Raw genomic sequence first — 26,399 nt, 5'->3', positions numbered from 1 at the left:
CCGGCCGTCGCCCTAGCTGCGATGCCTTTCTCGAACCACGCTACAGCGGCCTTGCGCTGGACCTCTGACAACGAACTAGACGCACGCATAAAACTGCCCCCCACAAAACGGAACTGAATATTTCAGTCCAACTTCCGGGGAGCAGTTCAGAATCTGAGAGAGCGTCCGTTGGTGGCAGACTGGTTCGGTGACTTCGCACGAACCTGCCGAGCCTTCCGGCCCTACTGTCCGTACCCCAGACCACGCTGATCGCGAGCCCGCCCTGACGTCCATGGCGGCCGCACGGATAGCCGTGGCGGCGCTGCTCGACGGCGGGGTCCGGCATGTCGTGGTGGCGCCGGGCTCGCGGTCTGCCCCCATGGCCTACGCGCTTGCGGAGGCCTCCGCGGCCGGGAAGGTCGAGCTGCTGGTCCGGATCGACGAGCGCTCGGCCGGGTTCACCGCACTGGGTCTTGCCCTGGCCACCGGAGCGCCGGCAGCCGTGCTGACGACGTCGGGGACCGCCGTCGGAAATCTTCTTCCCGCGGTGATGGAGGCCAACCACGCCGCCGTCCCGCTGGTGGTGGTTTCGGCGGACCGGCCAGATGAACTGCGCGGAACGGGCGCGAACCAGACCACCATCCAGCTTGACCTGTTTGGCGAGCACGTCCGCTTCGCCGTGGACGTTCCCGCCGGCGAGAGCCCGCAGCGCGCGGTGGAAACCTCGCTTGCCGCTGCGACCGGGGCCTTCGAAGACACGCCGCCGGGACCCGTGCAGCTCAACCTCGCCTTCCGCGACCCCCTCGTGCCGGAGGCGGGGGAGCGGCTGCCGGAGCAGCGCGGCCACGGGACCTTCCGGATCGGCACCGAACCGCTCACCATGACCCTCGATCCCGCCGCCGCGGACCTTCCCGAACGGCGCACCGTGGTCCTTGCCGGGCACGACGCCGGTCCGGTCGCCGAGGCGTTCGCCCGCGCCCATGGACTGCCGCTGCTGGCCGAACCGTCGTCCAACTCGCGTTTCGGCCCCAACGCCGTCGGACCGTACCGCCTGCTGCTGGAGCACTTCGGCCCGGACTCGGACCAGCCCATTGAGCGTGCCGTGGTCTTCGGCCGCCCCACGCTTTCCCGGCCGGTGTCGGCGCTGCTGGCCCGGACGGATATCCCGGCAGCCCTCTATGAACCGGTGCCGGTTGCCTGGTACGAGCCGGGCCGGCGCCGCGAAACGCCCATCGCCGGCCTGGCCGAGCTCGCCGAGTTCGCCGGCTGGGGTCCGTCCGCCTGGCTCGACGCCTGGCTGCTCGCCGGAGCCGCGGCCCAACATGCCGTCGACGGCATACTCGCCACGGCAGAGGCGGCCACCGGTCCCGCCGTCGGCTCACTTGTCTGGCAGCATGCCCGCGGCCAGCTGGTCCTCGGCTCATCTAACGGCATCCGTGACGTGGACCTCGCCGGCCAGCCCGCACCCGAGCCGGCCGCCACGGTTTTCGCCAGTCGGGGCCTGGCGGGCATCGACGGCACCATTTCCACCGGCACCGGCATCGCCCTCGGCGGCCACCAGGAAACCACCCTGCTGCTCGGCGACGTCACCTTCCTGCACGACGCCGGCGGCCTCTTCCTTGGCGCCGGCGAGGAACAGCCGCAGCTGCGCATCGTCGTCCTGAACGACGCCGGCGGCGCCATCTTCAGCCTCCTCGAACACGGCGCGGTTGCCGAGGCCGGCGGCTACGGGGACGCCGTCGAACGTCTTTTCGGTACCCCGCACTCAGTGGACATTGCGGCACTCGCCGCAGCCTACGGCGTCGGGCATTGCTCGGTGAGTACGACGGCGGGACTCGCCGAGGCGCTTGCCGCGCCCCTCACCGGGCGGACCATCATTGAGGTTCGCACGGACCGGCACGAACTCCGGGCGCTGCACGGCAGGATCAAAGCAGCGGTAGGCGCGGCCGTGGCCGGGGTGCTCGCCGGCTAGGACCCGGACCGGGCATCGAAACGGTCCGGGGACACCCGAATGTGAGTGTCCCCGGACCGGTTCCGTGTCCTGAAGGAGTTTGCGTGTCCTGCGAGTCCCTACTCGGCGATCTCGATGTGGGTCGGGTCCAGGACGCGGCGGAGGAATTCCTTGGTGCGGCCCTGGGTGGGGGTGGAGATGACCTGCTCGGCTACACCCTCCTCGACCACAACGCCGCCGTCCATGAACACCACACGGTCAGCCACTTCACGGGCGAAGCCCATCTCGTGCGTGACCACCAGCATGGTCATGCCTTCCTTGGCCAGGTTCCGCATGACTGAAAGGACGTCGCCCACGGTTTCAGGGTCGAGGGCGGAAGTGGGCTCGTCGAACAGCATCAGCTCCGGATCCATGCTCAGCGCGCGGGCAATCGCCACGCGCTGCTGCTGGCCGCCGGAGAGCTGGTCCGGGTACCGGTCGGCGAGGTGGCCGAGCCCCACACGCTCAAGATTGGCACGGGCGATCCTGTCCGCTTCGGCCTCCGGGCGCTTCAGCACCTTGGTCTGCGCCACGGTGCAGTTTCGCAGCGCGTTGAGGTGCGGAAACAGGTTGAACTGCTGGAACACCATGCCCACCTTGCGGCGCATCTTGTCGATGTCCACGTCCGGGTCAGTGGCGTCGAAGCCGCCCACGTGGATGCTGCCCTCATTTGGCTGTTCCAGCAGGTTGACGCACCGAAGGAGCGTGGACTTGCCGGACCCGGACGGACCGATCAGGCACACCACTTCACCCGGTGCGACGTCCAGGCTGATGCCCTTGAGGACCTCGTTGGAGCCATACGACTTGCGCAGGTCTTTGATGGCCACACCGGCGGCGTGGACGCGCCCGCCTTGGGCAGGGGAGTGAATTTCGACGTCGTTCATGACTCTCTGCCTAACGCTTGGTCCGCGCGGAGCGGCTTTCGAACTTCCGGGCCAGGAGGCTCAGCGGGATGGTGACCACGAGGTAGAACGCGCCCGCCACCAGGAGCGGGGTGAGTCCTGCGCCGAGGCTGGAGATGCCGTCGCGGCCGAACTTGGTGAGCTCGTACTGGGACGCCGTCAGGCCCAGCACGTAGATCAGCGACGAGTCCTTGGTCAGCAGGATGACCTCGTTGGTCAGCGGCGGCAGGACAATCCTGAACGCCTGGGGGATGACGATCGTGACCATGGCCCGCCACTGCGGCATGCCCAGCGACCGCGCGGCTTCCGTCTGGCCCTTGGGCACGGCCTGCAGGCCTGCGCGGAGCGTCTCGGCGATGTAGGCGGCCGCCACCATGCCCAACGACACCATGACGACGACGGCAACGTTCCACTGCACACCGAACGCCAACGGAACCCCGTAGCCGAAGGCGATAAACACCAGCAGCGCCGGGATGCCGCGGAAGAATTCGATGTAGCCCGTGGCGATCCAGCGGTACAGCGGGAAGCTGGAGAGCTTCATGAGGGCCAGCAGCAGCCCTCCGGACAGACCCACGATGAACCCGAGGAACGTGTAGATCAGGGTGTTCTTCAGGCCCGACAAGAAGATGTCCGGGAACATCGGGCCGATTTTGCCGAAGTTGAAGACGTTGGTGGTAACGGTCTTCCAGTCGGTGGCCAGGATCAGCGCGGCCACAGCCACAACGAAAATCCCGGCCTGGACGTACAGACTTACTCTGGCCCGCTGTCGTGCGGTCATTGCCATGGTGTACTCACATTCGTTTTGCGCAGTTGAGGCCCCGTTCGGACTGTTGTACAGATCCCGGACGGGGCCCCTGCCACGTGGGTGTCAGGCGCGCCGGCTACTTAGTGGCTTCGCCGAACCAGTGGGTCTCGAACTTCTTGAGGGTTCCGTCGTCGGTCAGGCGCTTGAGCGTCGTGTTGACCTGGTCAAGCATGGCGGTGTTGCCCTTCTTGACCGCGATGCCGAGCTTTTCCCCGGTGGCGTAGTTCTCGACGCGCTTGAACTTGGAGTCGTCCTTGATGGCGTAGCCGAGGACTGACTGGTTGCCCAAAGCGGCGTCGATGGTGCCGGCCTTGAGAGCCTGGACCAGGAGGCCGGTATCCTCAAACTGCTGTGCGTCGAGGCCCTTGTCCTTGGCGTACTTGGCACCCGTGGTGGCCTGCTGGACGCCCACCTTCTTGTCCTTGGCGCTGTCGAGGTTGGTGATGCCGGATGCCTCGGTTGCCACGAGCGTCAGGTCGTCGTTCAGGTACGGATCGGAGAAGTCCATGACGGCCTTGCGCGTATCCGTGATGGATACGGACGAGATGGAAACGTCGCAACCGGTGAGTGCAGTGCCGGTCTCGATGGCCTCGAAGGAGCTGTCCACCACGTTGAGTTCGGCTTTCATGTCCTTGGCGAGCTCGCCTGCGATGTCCATGTCGAAGCCGACGATCTTGCCGTCCTTCTGGAATTCGAAGGGCTCGTAGGGGACATCGGAGCAGACGGTGAGCTTGCCGCCATTGATGAGCTGCACGCCGCTGCTGCTGGTGGCAGCCGGGGTGGAACTGCCGCCGCCGCAAGCGGTGAGGCTGATGGCCCCGACGGCGAGGATTGCGGCTGCCTTGGCGCTGAATTTGGCCGTGGCACGGGACTTGAGCTGCATTTCTTTACCTTTTGTTGCAGGGGTATGCGGAACTAAATCGGTTCATAGTGTATCGCCGAAGAGGAGATGTGCATCACAGAAAACTAAGTTTCACTATTTGATAACTAAACCACAACGTTTTTCAAGGGCTTTAATCGCTGGCCTGTCCGGAATCCGAGACAGGCTGGCCGCAGGCAGCGACACCACCTGCGGCCTGAGGTCAGCTGCTGATCCCCAGCGACTCCAGCATCGGCCGGAACTTGGCCCACGTCTCGGCAAGCTCCGCCTCGGGCTGGGAGCCTTCGACAATCCCGCAGCCGGCATATAGCCGCACAGTCGTGGGGGACTCGATGACGGCGCCGCGCAGCGCGATGCCCCACTCGCCGTTGCCTGCGGCGTCCAGCCAGCCGACCGGGCCGGCGTACGGCCCCCGGTCCAGGTGCTCGAGTTGCCGGATCAGCGCCCCCGCAACCTGCGTGGGCGTGCCGCATACGGCGGCGGTGGGGTGCAGCGCGTTGATCAGCGCAAGGCAGGTGGGGACGTGGCCCTCCACCTCGGCGAGCTCGGCCTTGACGTCGGACGCGAGGTGCCACACATTGGGCAGCTCCAGGATGAAGGGCTCGTCATGGGCATTCATTGCCTCGGAGAAGGGCGCGAGCTGGGTGGTCAGCGACTGGATGGCGATCTCGTGCTCGTGCCGCTGCTTCTCCGATCCGGCCAGAACACGCTCGGCGTAGTCCAGCGGCAGCCCCGCCTCGCCCACGGCGTCCCGGCGGTCCAGTGTCCCGGCGAGCACCCTGGCCTGCGCGGTGCGGCCCTCCACCTGGATGAGCATTTCCGGCGTCGCACCCACGAGGCCGTCCACGCCGTAGGTCCAGCATTCCCGGTACCGTCCGGCCAGCTGCCGGAGCACCTCGGCCGCGTTCACACCCTCTGGAATGGTGGCCACAATGTCCCGGGCCAGGACCAGCTTCTCCAGTTTCCCGGTGCGGATTTCGGCAACACCGGCGGTAACGGCGTCCATCCAGTCCTCTTCGCTGAGGGAACCCGTCTTCAGCGTGGCCGGAGCCCTCAGTGAGGCGGGGGCCGGAAGTACGACGGCGGCCCCCGGGTCCGGAAGTACGACGGCGGCCGCCGGGTCCGCGGCGGCCCCCGGCTCCGCGGGCCGCCCGTCCGTAGCGGAGGCGCCGGAGACGACGGCGGGGGCCTGGCCCGACTCCAGCCACCCCTTCAGGGCGGCGAACGCGCCCGCTTCGGTGAGCTCGACGTCGTCGGCCGTTATCTGGGTTAGCCAGGCGCGGCCGTCCCGGACGCCCACCACGATCTCCGGCACGATCAGGCGGGATTCATGCTCTGAAGCCTTGGAAAATGCGAAGGACCCGAATGCCACCGGGCCGGTGCCGGGACACTCCACGTGGTCGGTGATGTCTGCCTCGATGACCAGGTGGCGCCACCAGATGTCGGCCTCGAGGAACCGCTCCGGGCCAGTGGCGGTGAAGCGCGCGGCTTCGCCGTAGCCCACCAGGCCGGCCTCGCGCCGGGTCCAGCACAGAACGTCATCGCGGACCAGATACGACGGCAGTCCCTCGGGAGCCGATTCTCCATCCAAAGGGACTGTCAGGGTGCGGAGCGTGCTGGTCATGATGGGTCAACAGTACTCTGTTCTACTTAGCCCCCTCGGTACCTTTAAGTACCTCCGGCTCAGCCCACCACGCCCGGCGGCGGCCGTGTCACGAAGCCTGCTGAACTTTTGAGACAATGTCAGGGTGAACCGAGCATCCTTGGATAAGCGTCCGGACGAAGTAGCCACGATGTTTGACGACGTCGCACCCAAATACGACGTCGTCAACGATGTCCTCTCGATGGGGCAGACGCGCCGGTGGCGCAAGGTTGTGGTCGAAGCCATGGACGTCCGGGCAGGCCAGCGGGTGCTGGACCTGGCCGCCGGAACGGGAACCTCCAGCGAGCCATATGCCGATGCCGGCATAAACGTGGTGGCCTGCGATTTCTCCCTCGGCATGCTCAAGGTGGGCAAGCGCCGCCGTCCCGACATCGACTTCATCGCCGGGGACGCCACCAACCTGCCCTTCGCCGACAACACCTTCGACGCCAGCACCATCTCCTTCGGCCTGCGCAACGTCAACGAGCCCAAGAAGGCACTGGCCGAGATGCTCCGGGTCACCAAGCCGGGCGGCAAGCTGGTCATCGCCGAGTTCTCCCAGCCCGTGGTTCCGCTGTGGCGCACCATGTACACCGAGTACCTCATGCGCGCCCTGCCAGCCATCGCCACCAAGGTTTCCTCCAACCCGGATGCGTACGTCTACCTCGCCGAGTCCATCCGCGCCTGGCCGGACCAGGACCACCTGGCTGCTTGGCTGCAGGACTCTGGATGGCAGGACGTCACCTACCGCAACCTGAGCGGCGGTATCGTGGCCGTCCACCGCGCCCACAAACCGGTCACCGGTAACGGCTCGGCGGAAGCAATCGCCGCCCACACCGGCCCGGTGGCCAAGCTGCGCCGCAACCTCCCGCGGACCGCCCGCTGACACTGTGAAAGTACTGATTGTTGGCGCGGGTCCCGCCGGATCCACCGCCGCGTATTACCTCGCCAAAGCCGGCATTGACGTTACGGTCCTGGAAAAGACCAGCTTCCCGCGCGAAAAAGTATGCGGCGACGGACTCACTCCGCGGGCTGTCCGCGAGATCCAGAAGCTCGGCCTGCCGCACCCCGAGCAGGACGGCTGGCGCCGGAACAAGGGGCTGCGCCTCCTCGCCGGCGGCCGCAGCCTCGAACTGCCCTGGCCCGAGGTGTCCGACTTCCCGCAGTACGGCCTGATCCGCACCCGCCTGGGCTTTGACGAGGAACTCGCCCGCCATGCGCAGGCCGCCGGGGCCACCGTCCTGGAACGCCACAGCGTAACCGAGGCGCTCCGCGGCGAGGACGGCCGCGTGACCGGCGTGCGCGCAGCGACCCTGGACGAGTCCGGACGAAAGACGGGGGAGACGCTCGACTTCACCGCCGACGTCGTGCTTGCCGCCGACGGCAACTCGACCCGCACCGCCGTCTCCCTCGGCATCCAGAAGCGTGACGACCGGCCTCTGGGAGTCGCGGTGCGCACGTATTTCCACAGCCCGCGGCACGAAGACGACTGGATGGAAGGCTGGCTGGAACTTCCCGGCCGGGACGGCAAGCTCTTGCCCGGCTACGGCTGGGTGTTCGGCGTCGGCGACGGAACGTCCAACGTGGGCCTCGGCATCCTCAACTCCTCCAAGGAATTCGGCAAGCTCGACTACAAGCAGGTGCTCCGCGAATGGACCGCCGGCATGCCCGCCGAATGGGGCTTCACTCCCGAGAACCAGGTGGGGGAGATCCGCGGCGCCGCCCTGCCGATGGGCTTCAACCGCACTCCGCACTACTCGCCCGGCCTGCTGCTCCTCGGCGACGCCGGCGGCATGGTGTCCCCGTTCAACGGCGAGGGCATCTCCTATGCCATGGAGTCCGCCCGCTTCGCGGCCGAGTTCATTATTGACGCCAGCTCCCGTTCCGCTTCAGGCGGCTGGAACGCGTCCGACGCCGACACCCGGCTCGCCGGGTACGCGGACTACGTCCGGGAACAGTGGGGATCCCACTTCACGCTGGGGCGTGCCTTCGCAGCGTTGATCGGCAAGCCCGTCGTCATGAAGCTCGCCCTGCGGACCGGCATGCCCATTCCCGTGCTGATGCGCTTTGTGGTCCGGCTGCTGGCCAACCTGACCGACCCGTCGGCCAAGGGCTTCGAGGACCGTGTGATCCGCGTGCTCGAACTGCTGGTCCCGGCCACCTCCAACACCTCCGCCCTTGCCTCCTCCGGCGTCAAATCAGCGGTTTCCGCAACAAAAAGTTAGGGTTAACCCGTGACCAACTCCGCGAACCACAGCTGGACGCATGCCGGGCACGGCCTGCCGGGCTCCGAACCCAGCCTTAACACCACCGCCATCGCCACCGGACTGCAGCTGCCGGCAGGTTTCGCGGCCATCGCGGAGGACCCTGACCTGGGTCCTGCCATCACCACCAACCTGGCCCGGGTGGAGAAGAAGCTCCGCGAAGCGATCGCCAACTCCGACCCCCTGGCTGACGCAACGTCGCGTCACCTCGTGGAGGCCGGCGGCAAGCGCATCCGTCCCCTGCTGACCCTGCTCTGCGCCCATCTGGGTGACGCGTCGCTGCCCGCCGTGGTGCAGGCCGCGGTCGTGGTTGAGCTGACGCATCTGGCCACGCTGTACCACGACGACGTCATGGACTCAGCGCCCTTCCGCCGCGGCGCCCCCACGGCCCACGAGGTCTGGGGCAACTCCGTGGCTGTCCTCACCGGCGACCTCATTTTCGCCCGTGCCTCCATCCTCGTGTCCGAGCTCGGCTCCCGTGCGCTCGGCATCCAGGCCCGGACCTTCGAGCGGCTGTGCCTCGGCCAGCTGCACGAAACCGTCGGCCCGCGCCCGGACGAGGACCCGGTGGAGCACTACCTGTCCGTGATCGCGGACAAGACCGGTTCGCTGGTGGCGGCCTCCGGCCAGTTCGGTGCCATCTTCTCCGGCGCCGATGAGGCCTACGAGAACGTTCTGGTGGAATACGGCGAGAAGGTGGGTGTCGCGTTCCAGCTCGCCGACGACGTCATCGACGTCACCGGCGTCAAGGTCAAGTCCGGAAAGTCCCCGGGCACCGATCTCCGCGAAGGCGTCCCGACCCTTCCCGTGCTGCTGCTCCGCAAGGCCGCAGCGGACGGCGACCAGTCCGCCGTCGAACTTCTCAAGCTGATCGACGGCGATCTCTCCTCGGATGAGGCCCTGGCCGAAGCCGTCGCCGGGCTGCGCGAGCATCCCGTCACGGCGGAGTCCTGGGTGGTGGCCCGCGCCTGGGCGGCCGACGCCATCGCCGCGCTGGCCCCGCTGCCCGAGGGCGTTGTGAAGGCCTCGCTGTCCAGCTTCGCGCACGCTGTGGTGGACCGCGCCAGCTAGGTTTTTGGCCAGCCACGGAAGGGCCCGGCACCCGCGAACAGTTCACGCGAGGTGCCGGGCCTTCTGGCTTAACCGGCTTGATCCGCTCAAGGCTTGCCCGGCTTAAACGGAACGGCCCCGGTTCCAAGCAGCGTCACGAGTCATACGCTGCGCGGAACCGGGGCCGTCTCTCCGTTCGCATCAAATCCACCGGAGGCATTCAGTGGATCCGAGAAACACTCTATGACAGCTTTGTCACATTGTCCAAATCAGTTGTTAATCGGCGTGTCACACGGCTTACTGGGGACAGCCTTCCTGACCCTGCTTGGCTTCCCGCGGCAACGGACACGCCGGTGCGGCGGCTTACCCCGTAAGAGATTCCCGCCGAAGTGGGTCACACGACGGACCGGTTGCTTGTGCACATAGGCAAGTCCGGGCCTCCCCGGCGCCGCTCAGCGCGGACGACGGCGTCCTGGCCGCCTTTAGGGCGAACGGCCGGCTCACGTGCGTGTCGGCCGCGCGGTTCTACAGCCTCTGGGTGCTGCATCCACCGACGGAACTGCACCTGAGCTGCGGCAATGGAGTGCCTAGGCCGGGGTAGTTGACCATGGCCGTGTTTCCACGCTCCCGACCCCGGCTATCCCTTAGCGGGCCTGGCCGATGTGCTTCTTCACGCGCTGAAGTGCCGGCAGGAGCCTGAACATTTTGTCCGCGCTGGTCTCCATGCATGTCATCCTGCCAGGGGTGGGCGAGGTGGATTGCCTGGTTGAGGAATGCTTGGTGGTGGAGTCGGACGGCTCCACACATTTCCAGCCCCGGCAGGTCAAGAAGGACCAGCGGAGGAACAACGCGGGCATGCTCGGGGGCTACCTGACGCTGCGGTATTACTACGACGTGGTGTACCGTCCCGCGGCAATGGTGGAGGAGGTGCTGGCGGCGCTCCGGTTCCGGGCATTGGGCAGGTTCGCACCTGAGCACGAGTGATGCCCACCCAGATGAGTTCCGCCGTCGTGACCTTCTTTGCAGGCTCGGCTGCCGCGACACGCCGGCTCGGCGGCGAATCGCAGCCCGTCAGCAGCCAAACAGGGTCAGGACGGCGCCGCAGAGACTAGGAGGCGGGGAACCTAGTCCTCGTCGTTGAAGGCCCAGTCGAACATGTCGAAGACGAACTCGGAGAAGGTGCCTTCCTCGCTCTTCCACTGGCCGCGGGCGTTGTTCCGGCGGTACACGATGGGGTCCGGGACGCTCAGGTCGCCGATGCGGAAGCCCCAGGTAAAGTTTTCTTCCTCGTCCTCGAGGAACATGAGGAAGCCTTCGTCGTCCACCTCGAGTTCCTCGGGATCCCAGAAGTAGTGGTAGGCCTCCATGAGGTCCTCGCATCCGCCGAGCGCCAGGTAGAACTCGCGCAGCACGAGGGGGATGGTGAACTGGTGATCGGCGAGCTCCGCGTCCAATTCCTCGGCGGACAGCCCGTCTTCTTCCTGCCATTCGTCTTCGAGATACTTCGGAACAAGCGCACGGAACTTCTCGAGGAACATGTCAGTCATGGCTCTTATCCTAGCTAATCCCGGCCCCTTGAATTCCCGCTCTCGAGCCCTAGCCGGTGCCACCCCCGGACCGCCAGCGGAATGCGCCATGAGCGGCGCCAGGCCACCACGCGGAACGCGAAGACCAAGGCCGCCACGGCGCATGCGGAGAGGGGATTAAAGGCGCCGATGACCCACAGGACTGTGGTGAGTGCGGCGCCGCTGAAGGCAGGCAGGGCGTAGAGGTCCCGGGCATCGAACAGCTGCGGCACTTCGTTGGCGGTGATATCGCGCAGTAGCCCGCCGCCCACCGCCGTGGTGACGCCGAGGAGCACGGCGGCGACGGGGTTCATTCCAAGGGACAGCGCCTTGAGCGTCCCTGTGATGCAGAAGAGGGCCAGGCCGGCCGCGTCGAACAGGATAAGGAGTGAGGTGAAGCGCTGGACGCTGGAGAACAGGTAGTACACCAGCACGGTGGCCAGCAGCGGCGGCACCAGGTAGGCGGGGTTGCTGAACGCAGCGGGCGGGCCGGAGTTGAGGATGATGTCGCGGATCACGCCGCCGCCCAGCGAGACCAGGGAAGCGAGCAGCAGGGACCCGAGGAGGTCGAACTGCTTCCGCGCGGCCAGCAGCGAGCCGGACACCGCGAAAAAGAAAATGCCGGCCAGGTCCAGCCATGCCAGGGCGATGTCAAAAGAGAAAGTCATGGAGCGTCCCGGCATATTTCAAGGGGCGGACAGTGCAGCTCCAACGTTACGCTAGCCCCTATGAATAGCCCGATCCTGATCGCCTGTGCCCATGGGACCTCCAACGCGCAGGGAGCCGCCGAGGTCAACGCCCTTCGGGACGCCATTGCCGCGCTGCGTCCGGGGCTCGATGTCCGCGAAGCGTATGTGGACGTCCAGCAGCCCGATCTGGTGGATGTGGTGGCGGGGCTCCCTGCGGACCCCGCCGTCGCACAGGCCGGTGACCCAGCCGGCCCGCCCGCCGTCGCTTCCGCCGTCGTCGTTCCCCTGCTGCTCAGTGTGGGCTACCACGTGAAAGTGGACATCGCCAAGGCCGTTAAGAGCCGGCCGGGCACGGTGGCCGCTGCCCCGCTGGGGCCCGACCGCCGCCTCGCCGCCCTGCTGGACCAGCGGCTGCGGGAGGCCGGTGTTACGGACAACGACGCGATCGTCCTCGCCGCCGCGGGCTCATCCAACCCGAACGCCGCCGTCAGCGTCGAGGAACTGGCCGACCAGCTGAGGGACCTCCGGTCCAACCGGATTGTGCCCGCGTACGGTGCCTCGGCCAAACCGTCCGTGCCCGAAGCCGTCGCCATGCTCCGCGAGGAGGCCGCGGGCGGTGCCGGTGCGGGGGAGTCGGCCGGCGGCGTGAGCCTAGGCGGGCGCGTGGTGGTGGCCTCGTATCTCCTGGCGCCGGGCTTCTTCCACGACCAGCTCGCCAAGGCCGGGGCGGACCTCGTGACCGAGCCGCTGCTGCCCTCCCCGGTGCTCGCGGAGATCGCGCTGGAACGGTACGACGCCGCCCTGGCCGCCCACGCAGTCACGTCCTGAAAAGGGCAGGGAATCAGGCCGCCGGAAGCACAGGCGGCGGCGCCGTTCAAGGCCTCCCGGCGAGTCATGACGAAATGTTTCCTTAGGTGACTTAGCATTTCCGGTCCTTTGTGACGTATTTCGGCGCGGCTCTACAGTCGATGCATGACTGATACAGCTCTAGCCGGAGCGTCCACGGACAAGCCCGCGCGCCCCGCCCGTGCCTCCCGACCCGCCGCCAAGCCTCACGGCCAGTGGAAGGTGGACGGAACCACCCCGCTAAACGCCAACGAAACCTGGAAGCAGGAAGACGACGGCCTCAACGTCCGCGAGCGTATCGAGTCCATCTATGCCAAGGAAGGCTTCGACGCCATCCCCGGCCAGGACCTGCACGGCCGCTTCCGCTGGTGGGGCCTGTACACGCAGCGCAAGCCCGGGATCGACGGCGGCAAGACCGCGACGCTGGAGCCGCACGAGCTTGAGGACAAGTACTTCATGCTCCGCGTCCGCATCGACGGCGGTGCGCTGACCACCGAGCAGCTGCGCGTCATCGGCCAGATCTCCGTGGACTTCGCACGCGATTCCGCGGACCTCACGGACCGCCAGAACATCCAGCTGCACTGGATCCGCGTGGAGGACATCCCCGAGATCTGGCGCCGCCTCGAGAGCAACGGCCTGTCCACCACCGAGGCCTGCGGCGACGTTCCGCGTGTCATCCTCGGCTCCCCGGTGGCAGGCATCGCCAAGGACGAGATCATCGACCCCACCCCGCTCATCGAAGAGCTGGGCGAGCGGTTCATCGGCAACCCGCTGCTCTCCAACCTGCCGCGCAAGTACAAGACCGCCATCACCGGCCACCCGAGCCAGGACGTGGTGCACGAGATCAACGACTGCGCCCTGGTCGGCGTCCGCCACCCTGAACTCGGCGTGGGCTACGACCTGTGGGTAGGCGGCGCGCTGTCCACCAACCCGATGCTCGGCAAGCGCCTCGGCGCGTTCGTCACCCCGGAGCAGGCCGCGGACGTGTGGCTCGGCGTGACCAGCATCTTCCGTGACTACGGCTACCGCCGGATGCGCACCAAGGCCCGCCTGAAGTTCCTTTTGGCCGACTGGGGTCCGGAGAAGTTCCGCCAGATCCTCGAGGACGAATACCTCGGCTACAAGCTCGCCGACGGTCCCGCCGCACCCAAGCCGTCCACCCCGGGCGACCACGTGGGCGTGCACGAACAGAAGGACGGCAAGTTCTTCATCGGCGCCACCCCCATAGCCGGCCGCCTCTCCGGCGCGCAGCTGGTGAAGCTCGCGGACACCCTCGAGGCCCGCGGCTCCTACCGCCTGCGCACCACCCCGCACCAGAAGATCGTGGTGCTGGACGTGGAGAAGAACGAGGTGGAGCCGCTCGTGGCCGAACTCGACGCGCTGGGCCTGTCCGCCCGCCCGTCCGTGTTCCGCCGCGGCACCATCGCCTGCACCGGCATCGAATACTGCAAGCTGGCCATCGTCGAAACCAAGATGACCGCAGCAACCGCCGTCGCCGAGCTGGAACGCCGCCTGGCCGACCTCGCAGACAGCGGCCAGCTCCCGCACGCCCTGTCGCTGCACATCAACGGCTGCCCCAACTCCTGCGCCCGCATCCAGACCGCGGACATTGGCCTCAAGGGCATGATGCTCCCCACGCCCGACGGCGACCCCACCCCGGGTTTCCAGGTCCACCTGGGCGGCGGGCTGGCGTCCACCGACCGCGAAGAGGCTGGCCTGGGACGCACCGTCCGCGGCCTGAAGGTCTACGTGGCTGACCTGCCCGATTACGTCGAGCGGGTTGTCCGCAAGTTCGTCGCTGACCGCGCCGAGGGCCAGACCTTCGCCGAGTGGGCACACGCAGCTGACGAGGAGGCACTCCAGTGAGCAAGCACGCACTTGGAGTCGACCCGGTGGTTGAGCCTGCCCCGGTGGTTGAGCGGCTGGGGAGCGAAACCCCGGTCTCGACAAGCTCGACCAACACGCTCCGTTCCCACGAGGAGCTGAAGGCCCTGGCCGAGGCCGGCGCCGCCGAGCTCGGCTGGGACGCCCCTGCCCGCGACGTCATCGCCTGGGTGGAGCGCAACTTCGACATGCCCGCCGTCGCCGTCGCCTGCTCCATGGCCGACGCCGTCCTGCCGGCACTGGTCGCCGACCAGCTTCCCGGCGTCGACGTCCTTTTCCTGGAGACCGGCTACCACTTCCCGGAAACCTACGCCACGCGCGACGAGGTGGCCGCGAACCTCCGCATCAACGTGGTGGACGTACTCCCCGAGAACACCGTGGAGCAGCAGGACCGCCTCCTCGGCAAGGACCTGTTCGCCCGCGACGCCGCCCAGTGCTGCGCCCTCCGCAAGGTGGCCCCGCTACGCCGCACCCTCTCCGGCTACGAACTTTGGTTCACCGGCGTCCGCCGCGACGAGGCCCCCACCCGCACCAACACCCCGCTGGTGACGTGGGACGAGGCCAACGGCCTGGTCAAGGTCAACCCGATGGCGGCCTGGACGTTCGACCAGCTGGTCCAGTACTCGGACGACAACCTCCTGCCCGTCAACCCGCTCCTGTCCCAGGGCTACCCCTCCATCGGTTGCCAGCCCTGCACCCGCAAGGTGGCTCCCGGCGAGGATCCCCGCGCCGGCCGCTGGGCAGGAACCAACAAGACAGAATGCGGACTACACGTATGAGCACTTTCCTAACTGAGGAGACCACCCTGGTGACCGACGCAGCTGCCTCAACGCGCCTCTCCAGCCTGGACACCCTCGAATCCGAAGCGATCCACATCATCCGCGAGGTTGTGGCCGAGTTCGAGAAGCCGGCGCTGTTGTTCTCCGGCGGCAAGGATTCCGTGGTCATGCTGCACCTGGCCACCAAGGCGTTCTGGCCGGGCAAGGTCCCTTTCCCGGTGCTGCACGTGGACACCGGCCACAACTTCCCGGAGGTCATCGACTTCCGCGACCGGACGGTGGAGCGGCTGGGACTGAAGCTCGTCGTCGGCAGCGTCCAGGAATTCATCGACCGCGGCGAGCTGGCGGAGCGTGCCGACGGCACCCGCAACCCGCTGCAGACCGTTCCGCTCCTGGACGCCATCCAGTCCAATAAGTTCGACGCCGTATTTGGCGGCGGCCGCCGCGACGAGGACAAGGCCCGCGCCAAGGAGCGCATCCTGAGCCTGCGCGACGAGTTCGGCCAGTGGGACCCGCGCAACCAGCGCCCCGAACTGTGGAACCTGTACAACGGCCGCCATACGGTGGGCCAGCACGTGCGTGCGTTCCCCATCAGCAACTGGACCGAACTGGACGTCTGGCGCTACATCGAGCGCGAAAACATCGAACTTCCGGGCCTCTACTACGCCCACGAGCGCGAGGTCTTCGCCCGCGACGGTATGTGGCGCGCCGTGGGCGAGGTGTCCCAGCCGCTGCCGCACGAGGAAGTCATCACCAAGACCGTCCGCTACCGGACCGTCGGTGACATGTCCTGCACCGGCGCCGTTGAGTCGGCCGCCGCCACAGTGCGCGACGTCGTGATCGAAGTTGCCGCCTCCACCATCACCGAACGTGGCGCCACCCGTGCGGACGACCGCATCTCAGAGGCCGCCATGGAAGACCGCAAGAAGGACGGCTACTTCTAATGACTACCGACATTGACACCGCCCGCGCCGCGGCGCTCCTGGACGAGGCCCCGCTCGCTTCCGCCTCGCTGTTCCGCTTCGCCACCGCGGGATCGGTCGACGACGGGAAGTCCACTTTGGTGGGCCGGCTCCTGCACGACTCCAAGGCCATCCTCGCCGACCAGCTCGACGCTGTTGCCCGCACCTCGGCCGACCGCGGCTTCGGCGGCGCTGCAGGCGGCATCGACCTCGCCCTGCTGACCGACGGCCTGCGCGCCGAGCGCGAGCAGGGCATCACCATCGACGTCGCCTACCGCTACTTCGCCACGGACCGCCGCAGCTTCATCCTCGCGGACTGCCCCGGGCACGTGCAGTACACAAAGAACACGGTGACTGGCGCGTCCACTGCGGATGCCGTCGTCGTCCTCATTGACGCCCGCAAGGGTGTCCTGGAGCAGACCCGTCGCCACCTGTCCGTGCTGCAGCTGCTGCGCGTGGCCCACGTGATCGTGGCCGTGAACAAGATCGACCTCGTGGACTTCAGCGAGACCGTGTTCCGCGAGATCGAGGCCGACGTGCAGCAGGTGGGCCGCGAGCTGGGCCTCGGATCCGATGGGATCACCGACCTGCTCGTGGTTCCGGTTTCCGCACTCGACGGCGACAACGTGGTGGAGCGCTCGGAGCGCACCCCCTGGTACACCGGCCCCGCGCTGCTCGAGGTCCTCGAAACGCTGCCCGCCGCCGACGAACTCGAAAGCCACTTGGAGAGCTTCCGCTTCCCCGTGCAGCTGGTGATCCGGCCGCAGGGTGCGCTGGCACCCGACGCCGTGGCCGGCGGGCTCGACGTCGAGGAATACCGCGACTACCGTGCCTACGCCGGGCAGATCACCGAGGGGTCCGTGAAGGTGGGGGACAAGGTCAGCGTGCTGACGCCCGGCCAGGACCCGCGCACCACCACGGTCATTGGGATCGACTTCGCCGGCGCCTCGCTGGAGGAAGCCTCCGCCCCGCAGTCCGTGGCGATCCGCCTGGCCGACGAGTTCGACGTCGCCCGCGGTGACACCATCGCCGCCGCAGGCACGGTCCGCGAAAGCTCAGCCGACCTGTACGCGCAGCTGTGCTGGCTGTCCCCGAAGCCGCTCCGCGAGGGCGCCAAGGTCCTGGTCAAGCACGGCACCCGCACCGTGCAGGCCCTGGTCCGCAGCGTCAACGGCAAGCTGGACCTGGCCACCTTCAAGCTCGAAGGCGCCTCCAGCCTGGAGCTCAACGACATCGGGCACGCGCAGCTCCGGCTCGCCGCCCCACTGCCGCTCGAGAACTACCTGCACCACCGCCGCACCGGCGCGTTCCTGGTGATCGACCCGCTCGACGGCAACACCCTCGCCGCCGGCCTGGTCAAGGACCACCCGGGCGACCACGAGGACGAGCGCTACTCCATCTAAGGTCAGTGCACTGAGGTCGCCGGAAACGTGCGAGGCCGCCGCAAAATTGCGGCGACTTCACACGCTTGCGGCGACCTCGCTGTTTCCGGGCACTTGCCGCCCTCCGCCCGGCCCACCATCATCAAGAGTGGGAGGCGAAGCATGGAAACCATCACCAGCCGGCTCATCAACTGGGCATCGATCCTGGACGACAAGACCCGTGAGCAGGCACTGACCACCTCCCGCCTGCCCTTCATCTACCCGCACCTGGCGCTGATGCCGGACGCGCACCTGGGCAAGGGCGCAACCGTGGGGTCTGTCATCCCGACGCTCGGCGCGCTCATTCCTGCTGCCGTCGGGGTGGACATCGGCTGTGGCATGATCGCGGTGCGGACCCAGTACACGCTCAAGGACCTCCCGCGGGACCGGAAGCCGCTGCGTGAGGGCATCGAGCGCGCCGTCCCGCTGTCCGCCGGCCACAACAACCGCAGGGTGACAGCCACGGCGGAACCGCGCATCGCCGAACTGCACAGGCGGGCCGAAAAGGCGGGGTTCAATCCCGCGCAGTACGTGGCGAAATGGGACCTCCAGCTTGGTTCGCTCGGCTCCGGCAACCACTTCATCGAGGTGTGCACGGACGAGACCGACGCCGTCTGGCTCTTCCTGCATTCGGGCTCCCGGGGCGTTGGCAACAAGATCGCCCAGCACCACATCAACGTGGCGCAGGGAGTTGCCCGCGACAAGCGCATCACGCTGGAGGACCGTGACCTGGCCTACCTGGAGGAGGGGACACCGCAGTTTACGCGGTACATCAAGGAGCTGCGCTGGGCCCAGCACTTCGCCCTCCTGAACCGCGAGGAAATGATGGACCGGGTGATCCGGCAGTTCAGTGACTGGGTCGGCGGAACAGTCAAGGAGAGGGAACGGATCAACTGCCACCACAACTTCACCCAGCAGGAGACGCATTACGGAAAGTCGGTCTGGGTGTCGCGCAAGGGCGCCATCAAGGCTGAAGCCGGAGACCCCGGCCTGATCCCGGGCTCCATGGGAACGGCGTCCTACGTTGTGGAGGGGCTCGGCAACACCGCTTCCCTGAACTCCTCGCCGCACGGCGCCGGCCGGGAGTACTCGCGCAATGCTGCGCGCAAGGCCTTCTCGCTGGCGCAGCTGAAGGACGCCATGCACGGCATCGAGTTCCGGGCCAGCGAGGCGTTCATCGATGAGATCCCGGCAGCCTACAAGCCCATCGACGTGGTCATGCGCGACGCCGCGGATTTGGTGAAGGTGCGGCACCGGCTGCGCCAGCTGGTCAATGTCAAGGGGGATTAGCCCCGAAATTCCAGTGGCCCGCGGGCAGGCGGATTTTTGTGGCCGAATATGACGTTGGATGAACCTGCGTGACCCCGGGTTTCCGCTCCGTTGAACGCCGTTTATGCCAGTCCCTATGGTGAATCCATGAGTACTTCCAGGCCGGGCATGACCCGCATTGTGGCCGGTGAGAGCCAGACGCCCAAGCGCCGCCGTGCCTTGGAAGTCGCGCTTGCCGTCGGCCTCGTCCTGCTGATCAGTGTGGGTGCGGTTGTTGCGTCGGCTGTGGCCCGGGATTCCAATGCCGCGGCGGCCCCTGATGCGGCGGGCAGCCCCGCAGCCGAGCTGAAGCTGGGCTACTTCGGAAACATTACGCACGCGCCGGCGCTCGTCGGGGTGAAGCAGGGCTTCATCGCGAAGGAGCTGGGTGACACCAAGTTGAGCACCCAGGTGTTCAACGCGGGCCCGGCCGCGATCGAGGCGCTTAACGCCGGCGCGATTGATGCCACTTACATCGGCCCGAATCCGGCCATCAACTCTTTCGTCAAGAGCAAGGGTGAGTCCGTCAGCATCATCGCCGGGGCAGCCTCCGGCGGCGCGCAGCTGGTGGTCAAGCCGGAGATCAAGACCGCGGCTGACCTGAAGGGCAAGACCCTGGCCTCCCCGCAGCTCGGCGGCACCCAGGACGTTGCGCTGCGCGCCTGGCTCGGCAAGCAGGGCTACAAAACCACTCCCGACGGCGGCGGGGACGTTGCGATCAACCCCACCGAGAACGCCCAGACCCTGAAGCTGTTCCAGGACGGCAAGCTCGACGGCGTGTGGTTGCCGGAGCCGTGGGCCTCCCGTCTGGTGCTCCAGGCCGGCGCCAAGGTCCTGGTGGACGAGAAGGACCTGTGGGACGGGTCGCTGACCGGCAAGCCCGGCGAGTTCCCCACCACCATCCTGATCGTGAACAGGAAGTTCGCCGCGGAGCACCCGCAGACCGTCGAGGCCCTGCTCAAGGGCCACGTCGAGGCCGTGAAGTGGCTCAACGACACCCCGGGAGCGGAGAAGGCCGCCGTCGTCAACGCTGCCCTCAAACAGGACGCCGGCAAGGCCTTGGCCCAGAACGTTATTGACCGTTCCCTGAAGAACATCGTGTTCACGGTGGACCCGCTGGCGGGAACGTATAAGAAGCTGCTGCAGGACGGCGTGGACGCCGGCACCACCAAGCAGGCGGACCTCAACGGCCTCTTCGACCTCCGGGCGCTGAACTCAGTGGCCACGGAAAAGACCACAGCTGCAGGGCTGGGCCGGGACTAGCCCGGCCCGCATCTGCACCGCCGAATTTTACGCACCACGAACAAAGGACGGGACCATGCCAGTCGTACTGGAGAACCTGGGCAAGCGCTTCGGCGAAGGCGCCCCGGTGCTGGACGACGTCAACGCCACCATCGGCAAGGGCGAGTTCGTCGCCCTCCTCGGTGCGTCCGGCTGCGGCAAGTCCACCCTGCTGAACATCATGGCTGGACTGGAGCTCCCGACGTCGGGCGCCCTGGAGGTGCCCAGCGACGGCGCCGCCTTCATGTTCCAGGACTCTGCCCTGTTTCCCTGGCTCACCGCCCGCGAAAACGTGGAGCTGGCGCTGAAACTGCGCGGCCTCGGCAAGGCCGAGCGGCGCGTGAAGGCTGCCGAACTGCTGGACCTGGTCCATCTGTCCGAGGCAGCGGACCGCCGTCCGCACGAGCTGTCCGGCGGCATGCGCCAGCGTGTAGCCCTGGCCCGCTCGCTCGCGCAGGACCGTCAGCTGCTCCTCATGGATGAGCCATTCGCGGCCCTGGACGCCATCACGCGCGACCTGCTGCACGACGAACTTGAGCGCATCTGGAAGGAAACCGGACGCACCATCGTCTTTGTGACCCACAACGTCCGCGAGGCGGTCCGGCTGGGCCAGCGAGTCCTCCTGCTGTCCTCCCGGCCCGGCCGCGTGGTGCAGGAATGGGAAGTCACCGAAGAACACCGTACCGACGCCGGTCTTGCCGGACAGCTGACCGGGGTCATCACCGCCCGGCTGCGAGAGGAGATCCGCCGCCATGCCAAGTAATTCATCTCCCGTGGCCGAGCCCGTCGAGACCCCGCTGGTTGAGCCTGGGGCCACTGAGCTTTCGACAAGCTCAAGCACCGAATCCACAAAAATCCACGCCGCGCTGACCCGGACCTCTACTGGCTCGGCGGATCTTCGCGAACTGGAATCCGGGCTGGACTCGCTGCAGTCGGACGCGGTGCGCAAGGCCCGGGTCGACTGGAGCCGCGTTCTGCTGCCGGTCGCCGCCGTCGTGGTGCTCATCATCATCTGGCAGTTCTACGTTTCGCTGGGCTTCAAACGCCGCGACCAGGTGCCCGGCCCCATGGATGTGGTGGAGCAGTTCGGCACGCTGTGGGCTGAGGGTTCGTTGCAGGAGGCGGTCTGGACGTCGCTGCAGCGCGGGCTCCTCGGGTTCCTGATCAGCGTCGCGATCGCCACGCCGGTCGGTCTGCTCCTGGCCCAGGTGGCGCCGCTGCGCAGGGCGTTCGGCCCGCTGATTTCCGGCCTGCAGGTTCTGCCGTCCGTCGCCTGGGTGCCGGCCGCCATCATCTGGTTCGGCCTCACCGATGCGACCGTGTACTTCGTGGTGTTTATGGGCGCGATCCCGTCCATCATCAACGGCCTGATCTCCGGCGTTGACCAGATCCCGCCGCAGTACCGCAGCGTGGGCACCGTCCTCGGCGCCTCGCGGCTCCAGATGGCCGTGCAGATCATCCTTCCCGCAGCACTTCCCGGCTACCTCAGCGGGCTCAAGCAGGGCTGGGCATTCTCCTGGCGTTCGCTCATGGCTGCGGAAATCATTGCGGTGGGCGGCACCATCGGCTTCGGCCTCGGCTCCATGCTGAACCAGGGCCGCGACCTCGCCGACATGACCATCGTGATGTCCGCGATCCTCCTGATCCTGGCCGTCGGCATCCTGATCGAACTGCTGGTGTTCGCGCCAATCGAGAAGCGCCTGCTCCAGCGCCGCGGCCTCCTGGCAGGCAGCACCCGCTAGGCACCCCCAAAGTTAACCGGAAAGCCCGACGCGATGATCGCCGTCGGGCTTTCTGCTGCCCGCTGGGTTTGGCGCCTGCTGTCAGCCGAGCAGCGACCAAACCGGTGCACATCCAGACGCGACACGCCAGGGATGGGGCGCATTCAGACCCATTTCGCGGCCAAAGTCCCCCACGACGGCGGCCCAGACCACCTCAAGACAGCAGCCGCCGTCGGCCTGTCAGCCTTTTGTTGAGCCAAACAAAAATGGTTCACATTGACCCGGGATACGCCGAGAATAGGGCGGATTCTGGCCTCTTTCGCAGCCGAAGTCCCCCACGACGGCAGCGGGTGCCACCCTGCCGCAGCGCACAAAAGAGCCCGACGGCGATAATCGCCGTCGGGCCCTCGGCTAACCGTCCGTCAGCCGCGGGTTAACGTTCCACAGCCGTAGACCTGAAAGCCCTTCACCCAGGCAGGGATCGTTACGACCATCGGTCCGCTATGCGTGTCCCAATCCACGATGTCGCTGTAATCACCGCTAAAGCCTGCCAATGTCGTCCACATGCAGAAATCACCGGAGGCGTATCCGTAATAGGTTCCGGGCAGGATGTCGACGCCGACTCGGTAGGTACCGTCGGCCGTAATACGAGTGGTTTTCGCGCCAGTGGCTGGGGCGAGCGTCCAAGTGCCGCAGCCGTCGGTCTCAAATCCGACGTCGCCGGGTAGAACCTGGACATAAGTGCGCGCAGGTCCGTAGTCATTGACTTTGATTTGGCCTCCGGCGAAGCCGCTCAATCGGGACCAGTAACAGCCGGAGCCGGTCCCAGTTGCCTTGTACAAGCCAGGCTGCAGGTCTATGCCCACCCGGTAAATTCCATCTCTAGTGATGGTTGTCGCTCGTGCTCCGGTGGACGGGACCGTGGTCCAAGCGCCGCAGCCGTCACTTTCAAAGCCAACGTCACCAGGAAGGATCTGCACGTACGTAACTCCTGAGACGATGTCATTCTCAATGAGGTCACTAAGGCTCCCCGAGAACCCGCCGAGCCGTGCCCAGTAGCAGAAGGATCCGCCCGTGGATTTGTACAGGCCCGGCTTGATCTGCGTTCCCACGCGGTACGTGCCGTCACCGCGAAGGACAGTCACAGCCCAGACCGGCAGCTTGAATGCCGGACTCATTGTGACCCGGGTGTCCGAGTAGATCAGGCTCGCGGATACGCGGACCGTGATGGACTTGCCGTTGTCCGCCGCAGTGAGGCGGTAGGTGCGGTAACGCGCGCCGGAGATGGCGGAACCGTTGCGGTACCACTGGTACGCGTAGGCCGACGGCGCGGGGGAGTAGGTGCCGACGTTGGCGGTGAGGACAGAACCCAGTGAGGTTCCCCCAGTGATCCTTGGCGCCGTCTTCAGGGTGATGAGCGCCCTGGCGACGGTGACGGCGCCAGTGGTGACAGACCGCGTTGCATAGCCGGGCTTGGAGACCGTGACTTTCACGTTCACCCGTGAACCGATGTAGCTGGGGTTGAAGTACAGCGCGTATCCGGTGCCGCCCCTGATAGCTACGCCGTTCCGGTACCACTGGTACCGGATGGTCGTGCCGGCCGGCCAGCCCTGGGACACCTTGACGGTGCTGCCGTAACGGTGGGTTCCCACGACGGTCAGGGGCTTCGTGGCAACAATCGTCCCGGCTGCAATCGTGCGGGCGGCGGAGACACGGTCAACAGTGAGGAAGCCGGCCTTGGTTGCCCGCACCCGCACCTTGAGTGCTTTGCCGTAGTCGGCAGCGGAAGTCGTGTACGTACGGCCCACCGCGCCCGCGATGGCCGCGGTTCCGCGGTACCACTGGTAGGACAGCGCGGCGCCGCCGGGAGCCCACGTTCCGGCGTTCACCGTCTGCACCTGGCCCACGCGGGCGGTTCCGCTGACGGTGGGAACCGGCGCGGTTAGGAACGTCGCGGAGACTCCGGTGACCTGGACAGTGGAGAGTTCCACCGCGGTGAAGCCCGGCGCTGACAGGGTCACTTTGGACCACAGTTTCTGTCCGACATCCGCGGCTGTGACTGTGTAGCGCGACGTTGTGGCCGATGCGATGGCCACAGTTCCACGGAACCACTGGAATGCCACGGCTCCCTGGTTTGCGGAGTTATCCCACTGCGGAGTGCCCAACGACAGCTCCTGGCCCACGGCAGGCCGGCCCGCCACGGCGTTGCTCCAAACAACCCCTGTGAAGGCGCCCGGGCGAACGGTGACTGCCGCCGCCGCCGACACTTCGGTGCCGGGAGCCTGGGCCTCCGACGATGCCACCACAGTGAGCTGGACGCTCTTGCCGGCCATGGACGGGACGATGTTCAGGACATCCGCCTCGCCGACTGCGTGACCGGCGGTCTGGACGGGAACGCCGTCGATAATCCAGCTGCACTGGATCCAGCCGGCGCCGCTCCACTGGCCACCCGTGGACGTGAGGGTGCCGCCGACGACGGGATCCCCCTCGACGACGGGAAGGCTGATGTTTTTGGGAGCGGCCGGCGCCGCGGGCAGTGTTTCCTCGGGTGTAGCCTCGGCGGGTACTGTTTCCGCCGGCGTGGCCTCGGCCGACGGCTGTCCTTCCGGAGCCGGGTCAACCGGTGCCGGGTCAACCGGTGCCGGATCAGCCGGTGCGGGGTCGGCTGGTGCCGGGTCAACCGGAGCGGGGTCGCCCGGTGCCGGGTCAACCGGAGCCGGTGCGGGCTCCGTAACAGTGCCGGTTTCCATCGGCAGCGCCTGTGCTGCCGGAGCCATCAGGAGTCCGGCAAGCAACGCCATGCTGCCGGCTGTGGCAATGCTCCTGGTCAGCAGACCAGGGCGCGTCCGCGTACGGACGTGTTCGTGCAGAGACAACTAGTGTCCTTCCCCCATGTTGAGACCGATCGGTGGTCCCGATCGGAGTTATTGTAGGGCTCGCCACAGACAATTCCGGCCCGTCAGCGCCATGGCGGACAGGCCCCGGATTGCTTGTCGCAATGTGACGCAGCGTTACCTTGCGTGAACTGGTGTTTCCGCGCCGTTGGTCGGGCCCGTAACACAGCCCTACCGTTGATCCATGGCAATTCAGGACATTTACCCCACGGCGCTGCGCCTCCTTGGCCGCCCCGTGCTGGTGGTGGGCGGCGGACACGTTGCTGCGCGCCGCGCGAAGGGCCTGCTCGACGCCGGTGCCCGCGTCACCGTTGTTGCCCCCGAAGCCACCGCCGCGCTCCGCGAACTCGCCGACGCCGGCCTGCTCACCTGGGAGCCCCGCACCTACCGCTCCGACGACGTCGATGGCGTCTGGTTCGTTCAGACCGCCACTGGCGATCCCGCCGTGGACACCGCGGTAGCTTCCGACGCCGAAGCACAGCGCGTCTGGTGCGTGAACGCCTCCGACCATGAGTCCTCCGCCGCCTGGACACCCGCCGTCGCCGTGGTGGACGACGTCAAGATCGCCGTCAACGCCGGGGGAGACCCGCGCCGGGCCATGGCACTGCGCGACGCCGTCGCCACCGCCCTGGAGTCCGGCGACCTGCCGCTGCGGCGCCGCCGGGCCCACCGCGGATCCGTCGCGCTCGTCGGCGGAGGCCCCGGCGACACCGGCCTCATCACCGTCCGCGGCCGCCGGCTGCTGGGCCAGGCCGACGTCGTCGTCGCCGACCGCCTCGGTCCGCGTGAACTGCTCAACGAACTCGCGCCGGACGTCCGCGTCATCGAGGTCGGCAAGACCCCCGGCCACCACCCTGTGCCGCAGGCCGAGATCAACCGGATCCTGGTCGAGGAGGCGCAGCAGGGCCACCGCGTGGTACGCCTCAAAGGCGGAGACCCCTACGTCCTGGGCCGCGGCGGCGAGGAAGCAGAATTCTGCCGCCAGCACGGCGTCGAGGTTGAAGTGGTTTCCGGTGTGACGTCCGCAATCTCCGTCCCCGCGGCCGCCGGCATCCCGGTCACCCACCGCGGCCTGGCCAAGGGCTTCAGCGTCGTCACCGGCCACGAGGAACTGTCCGAGGTCCCGGCCCGCGCCGACCACACCGTGGTCCTCCTCATGGGCGTGGGCCAGCTGCGCGAGTCCGCGGCCGCCCTCGGCAACGCCGGACTGCCCGGTGACACACCAGTTGGTATTGTTGAAAACGGCTACCTGCCGGACCAGCGCGTCACCATCGGCACCCTCGGCACCATCGCCGACCAGGCTGAGGCCGTAGGCGTCGCCAATCCAGCAGTGATCGTCATCGGTGACGTTGTCCGCGTCAGCCCTTTCGCGCCGTCGCACTTCAAAACCGCTGACTACAGCACCACCAGCCCCAACAAGCCCCGCACAAGCACCACCCGCGTTCTCACCCCCTGAAACCCGTCGATTGCTCCATAACTGCCCTTATGAGGTTCAAAAGGGCGCCTGCGGAGCAATCGGTGCAGAAGAAAAGGAACA

At 67.1% G+C, this 26,399-nt stretch carries 22 protein-coding genes; 15 read left to right on the top strand and 7 right to left on the bottom strand.

Going from position 1 to position 26,399, the window contains the following annotated elements; genetic code table 11:
• Nucleotides 1-271: 271 nt before the first annotated feature.
• Nucleotides 272-1,951 (top strand): 2-succinyl-5-enolpyruvyl-6-hydroxy-3-cyclohexene-1-carboxylic-acid synthase, encoded by a 1,680-nt coding sequence (gene menD, locus AC5RWD_RS05620; protein WP_494019070.1) that lies wholly within the window; start codon nt 272-274, stop codon nt 1,949-1,951.
• Nucleotides 1,952-2,049: 98 nt separating this feature from the next.
• On the opposite strand, the gene AC5RWD_RS05615 is transcribed toward menD, so the two are convergent.
• The 4 genes from AC5RWD_RS05615 to AC5RWD_RS05600 all read right to left on the bottom strand — a co-directional run bounded on the left by AC5RWD_RS05615 (nt 2,050) and on the right by AC5RWD_RS05600 (nt 6,180).
• The gene (locus AC5RWD_RS05615; protein WP_494019065.1) at nt 2,050-2,853 is read right to left on the bottom strand and encodes an amino acid ABC transporter ATP-binding protein; all 804 of its coding nucleotides are present in this window, start codon (nt 2,851-2,853) and stop codon (nt 2,050-2,052) included.
• A 10-nt stretch (nt 2,854-2,863) separates the two neighbouring features.
• A complete protein-coding gene (locus AC5RWD_RS05610; protein WP_494019064.1) occupies nt 2,864-3,655 on the bottom strand; it encodes an amino acid ABC transporter permease in 792 nt (263 codons plus the stop codon).
• 97 nt (nt 3,656-3,752) lie between these two features.
• On the bottom strand, nt 3,753-4,559 hold the full coding sequence (locus tag AC5RWD_RS05605) for an ABC transporter substrate-binding protein (protein WP_494019063.1): 807 nt from the start codon (nt 4,557-4,559) through the stop codon (nt 3,753-3,755).
• A gap of 199 nt (nt 4,560-4,758) precedes the next feature.
• Nucleotides 4,759-6,180 carry an isochorismate synthase gene (locus AC5RWD_RS05600; protein WP_494019062.1) on the bottom strand — a complete coding sequence of 474 codons (1,422 nt, stop codon included), beginning with the start codon at nt 6,178-6,180 and terminating at the stop codon, nt 4,759-4,761.
• Nucleotides 6,181-6,304: 124 nt separating this feature from the next.
• Here AC5RWD_RS05600 and AC5RWD_RS05595 point away from each other — a divergent pair, with 124 nt between their 5' ends.
• The 4 genes from AC5RWD_RS05595 to AC5RWD_RS05580 all read left to right on the top strand — a co-directional run bounded on the left by AC5RWD_RS05595 (nt 6,305) and on the right by AC5RWD_RS05580 (nt 10,496).
• Nucleotides 6,305-7,084 carry a demethylmenaquinone methyltransferase gene (locus tag AC5RWD_RS05595; RefSeq protein ID WP_494019061.1) on the top strand — a complete coding sequence of 260 codons (780 nt, stop codon included), beginning with the start codon at nt 6,305-6,307 and terminating at the stop codon, nt 7,082-7,084.
• A 4-nt stretch (nt 7,085-7,088) separates the two neighbouring features.
• A complete protein-coding gene (locus AC5RWD_RS05590) occupies nt 7,089-8,423 on the top strand; it encodes a geranylgeranyl reductase family protein (protein WP_494019060.1) in 1,335 nt (444 codons plus the stop codon).
• Nucleotides 8,424-8,432: 9 nt separating this feature from the next.
• Nucleotides 8,433-9,533, top strand: a complete 1,101-nt coding sequence (locus tag AC5RWD_RS05585; protein ID WP_494019059.1) for a polyprenyl synthetase family protein — start codon at nt 8,433-8,435, stop codon at nt 9,531-9,533.
• Between the two features lie 684 nt (nt 9,534-10,217).
• A complete protein-coding gene (locus tag AC5RWD_RS05580; protein ID WP_494019058.1) occupies nt 10,218-10,496 on the top strand; it encodes a DUF559 domain-containing protein in 279 nt (92 codons plus the stop codon).
• Between the two features lie 140 nt (nt 10,497-10,636).
• On the opposite strand, the gene AC5RWD_RS05575 is transcribed toward AC5RWD_RS05580, so the two are convergent.
• Both AC5RWD_RS05575 and AC5RWD_RS05570 read right to left on the bottom strand, forming a co-directional pair.
• The gene (locus AC5RWD_RS05575; protein WP_494019057.1) at nt 10,637-11,059 is read right to left on the bottom strand and encodes a hypothetical protein; all 423 of its coding nucleotides are present in this window, start codon (nt 11,057-11,059) and stop codon (nt 10,637-10,639) included.
• Between the two features lie 14 nt (nt 11,060-11,073).
• Nucleotides 11,074-11,745, bottom strand: a complete 672-nt coding sequence (locus tag AC5RWD_RS05570; RefSeq protein ID WP_494019056.1) for a trimeric intracellular cation channel family protein — start codon at nt 11,743-11,745, stop codon at nt 11,074-11,076.
• 60 nt (nt 11,746-11,805) lie between these two features.
• On the opposite strand from AC5RWD_RS05570, the gene AC5RWD_RS05565 reads away from it, so the two are divergent.
• From AC5RWD_RS05565 to AC5RWD_RS05525, 9 genes are all read left to right on the top strand, one after another.
• Nucleotides 11,806-12,594 (top strand): sirohydrochlorin chelatase, encoded by a 789-nt coding sequence (locus AC5RWD_RS05565; protein ID WP_494019055.1) that lies wholly within the window; start codon nt 11,806-11,808, stop codon nt 12,592-12,594.
• 144 nt (nt 12,595-12,738) lie between these two features.
• The gene (locus AC5RWD_RS05560) at nt 12,739-14,478 is read left to right on the top strand and encodes a nitrite/sulfite reductase (protein WP_494019054.1); all 1,740 of its coding nucleotides are present in this window, start codon (nt 12,739-12,741) and stop codon (nt 14,476-14,478) included.
• Nucleotides 14,479-14,534: 56 nt separating this feature from the next.
• A complete protein-coding gene (locus AC5RWD_RS05555) occupies nt 14,535-15,275 on the top strand; it encodes a phosphoadenylyl-sulfate reductase (RefSeq protein WP_494019069.1) in 741 nt (246 codons plus the stop codon).
• Nucleotides 15,272-16,219, top strand: a complete 948-nt coding sequence (gene cysD, locus AC5RWD_RS05550) for a sulfate adenylyltransferase subunit CysD (RefSeq protein WP_314194858.1) — start codon at nt 15,272-15,274, stop codon at nt 16,217-16,219. Before AC5RWD_RS05555 ends, cysD begins: the two co-directional genes overlap by 4 nt.
• Nucleotides 16,219-17,640, top strand: coding sequence for a sulfate adenylyltransferase subunit 1 (locus tag AC5RWD_RS05545; RefSeq protein WP_494019053.1), 1,422 nt, complete (start codon nt 16,219-16,221; stop codon nt 17,638-17,640). The genes cysD and AC5RWD_RS05545 overlap by 1 nt, the downstream gene beginning before the upstream one ends.
• Nucleotides 17,641-17,781: 141 nt before the next feature.
• On the top strand, nt 17,782-18,948 hold the full coding sequence (locus AC5RWD_RS05540) for an RtcB family protein (protein ID WP_494019052.1): 1,167 nt from the start codon (nt 17,782-17,784) through the stop codon (nt 18,946-18,948).
• Between the two features lie 126 nt (nt 18,949-19,074).
• Nucleotides 19,075-20,229: an ABC transporter substrate-binding protein gene (locus AC5RWD_RS05535; protein ID WP_494019051.1), complete on the top strand. Its 1,155-nt coding sequence runs from the start codon at nt 19,075-19,077 to the stop codon at nt 20,227-20,229.
• 55 nt (nt 20,230-20,284) lie between these two features.
• Entirely contained in the window at nt 20,285-21,010 is a 726-nt protein-coding gene (locus AC5RWD_RS05530; protein WP_494019050.1) for an ABC transporter ATP-binding protein, read from the top strand.
• Entirely contained in the window at nt 21,000-21,989 is a 990-nt protein-coding gene (locus tag AC5RWD_RS05525) for an ABC transporter permease (RefSeq protein ID WP_494019049.1), read from the top strand. The genes AC5RWD_RS05530 and AC5RWD_RS05525 overlap by 11 nt, the downstream gene beginning before the upstream one ends.
• A 401-nt stretch (nt 21,990-22,390) precedes the next feature.
• Here the strand turns inward: AC5RWD_RS05525 and AC5RWD_RS05520 are convergent, their stop codons facing one another.
• Nucleotides 22,391-24,844 carry an Rv1352/Rv1906c domain-containing protein gene (locus AC5RWD_RS05520; protein WP_494019048.1) on the bottom strand — a complete coding sequence of 818 codons (2,454 nt, stop codon included), beginning with the start codon at nt 24,842-24,844 and terminating at the stop codon, nt 22,391-22,393.
• A gap of 202 nt (nt 24,845-25,046) precedes the next feature.
• Between AC5RWD_RS05520 and cobA the strand changes: the two genes are divergently transcribed.
• Nucleotides 25,047-26,318 carry a uroporphyrinogen-III C-methyltransferase gene (gene cobA / locus AC5RWD_RS05515; RefSeq protein WP_494019047.1) on the top strand — a complete coding sequence of 424 codons (1,272 nt, stop codon included), beginning with the start codon at nt 25,047-25,049 and terminating at the stop codon, nt 26,316-26,318.
• The last annotated feature ends 81 nt before the right edge of the window (nt 26,319-26,399 follow it).

It is taken from the genome of Arthrobacter sp. CMU6 (assembly GCF_059090205.1).
Note: the sequence above shows the minus strand (reverse complement) of the source record. Positions and strands in the feature narration are given on the sequence as shown.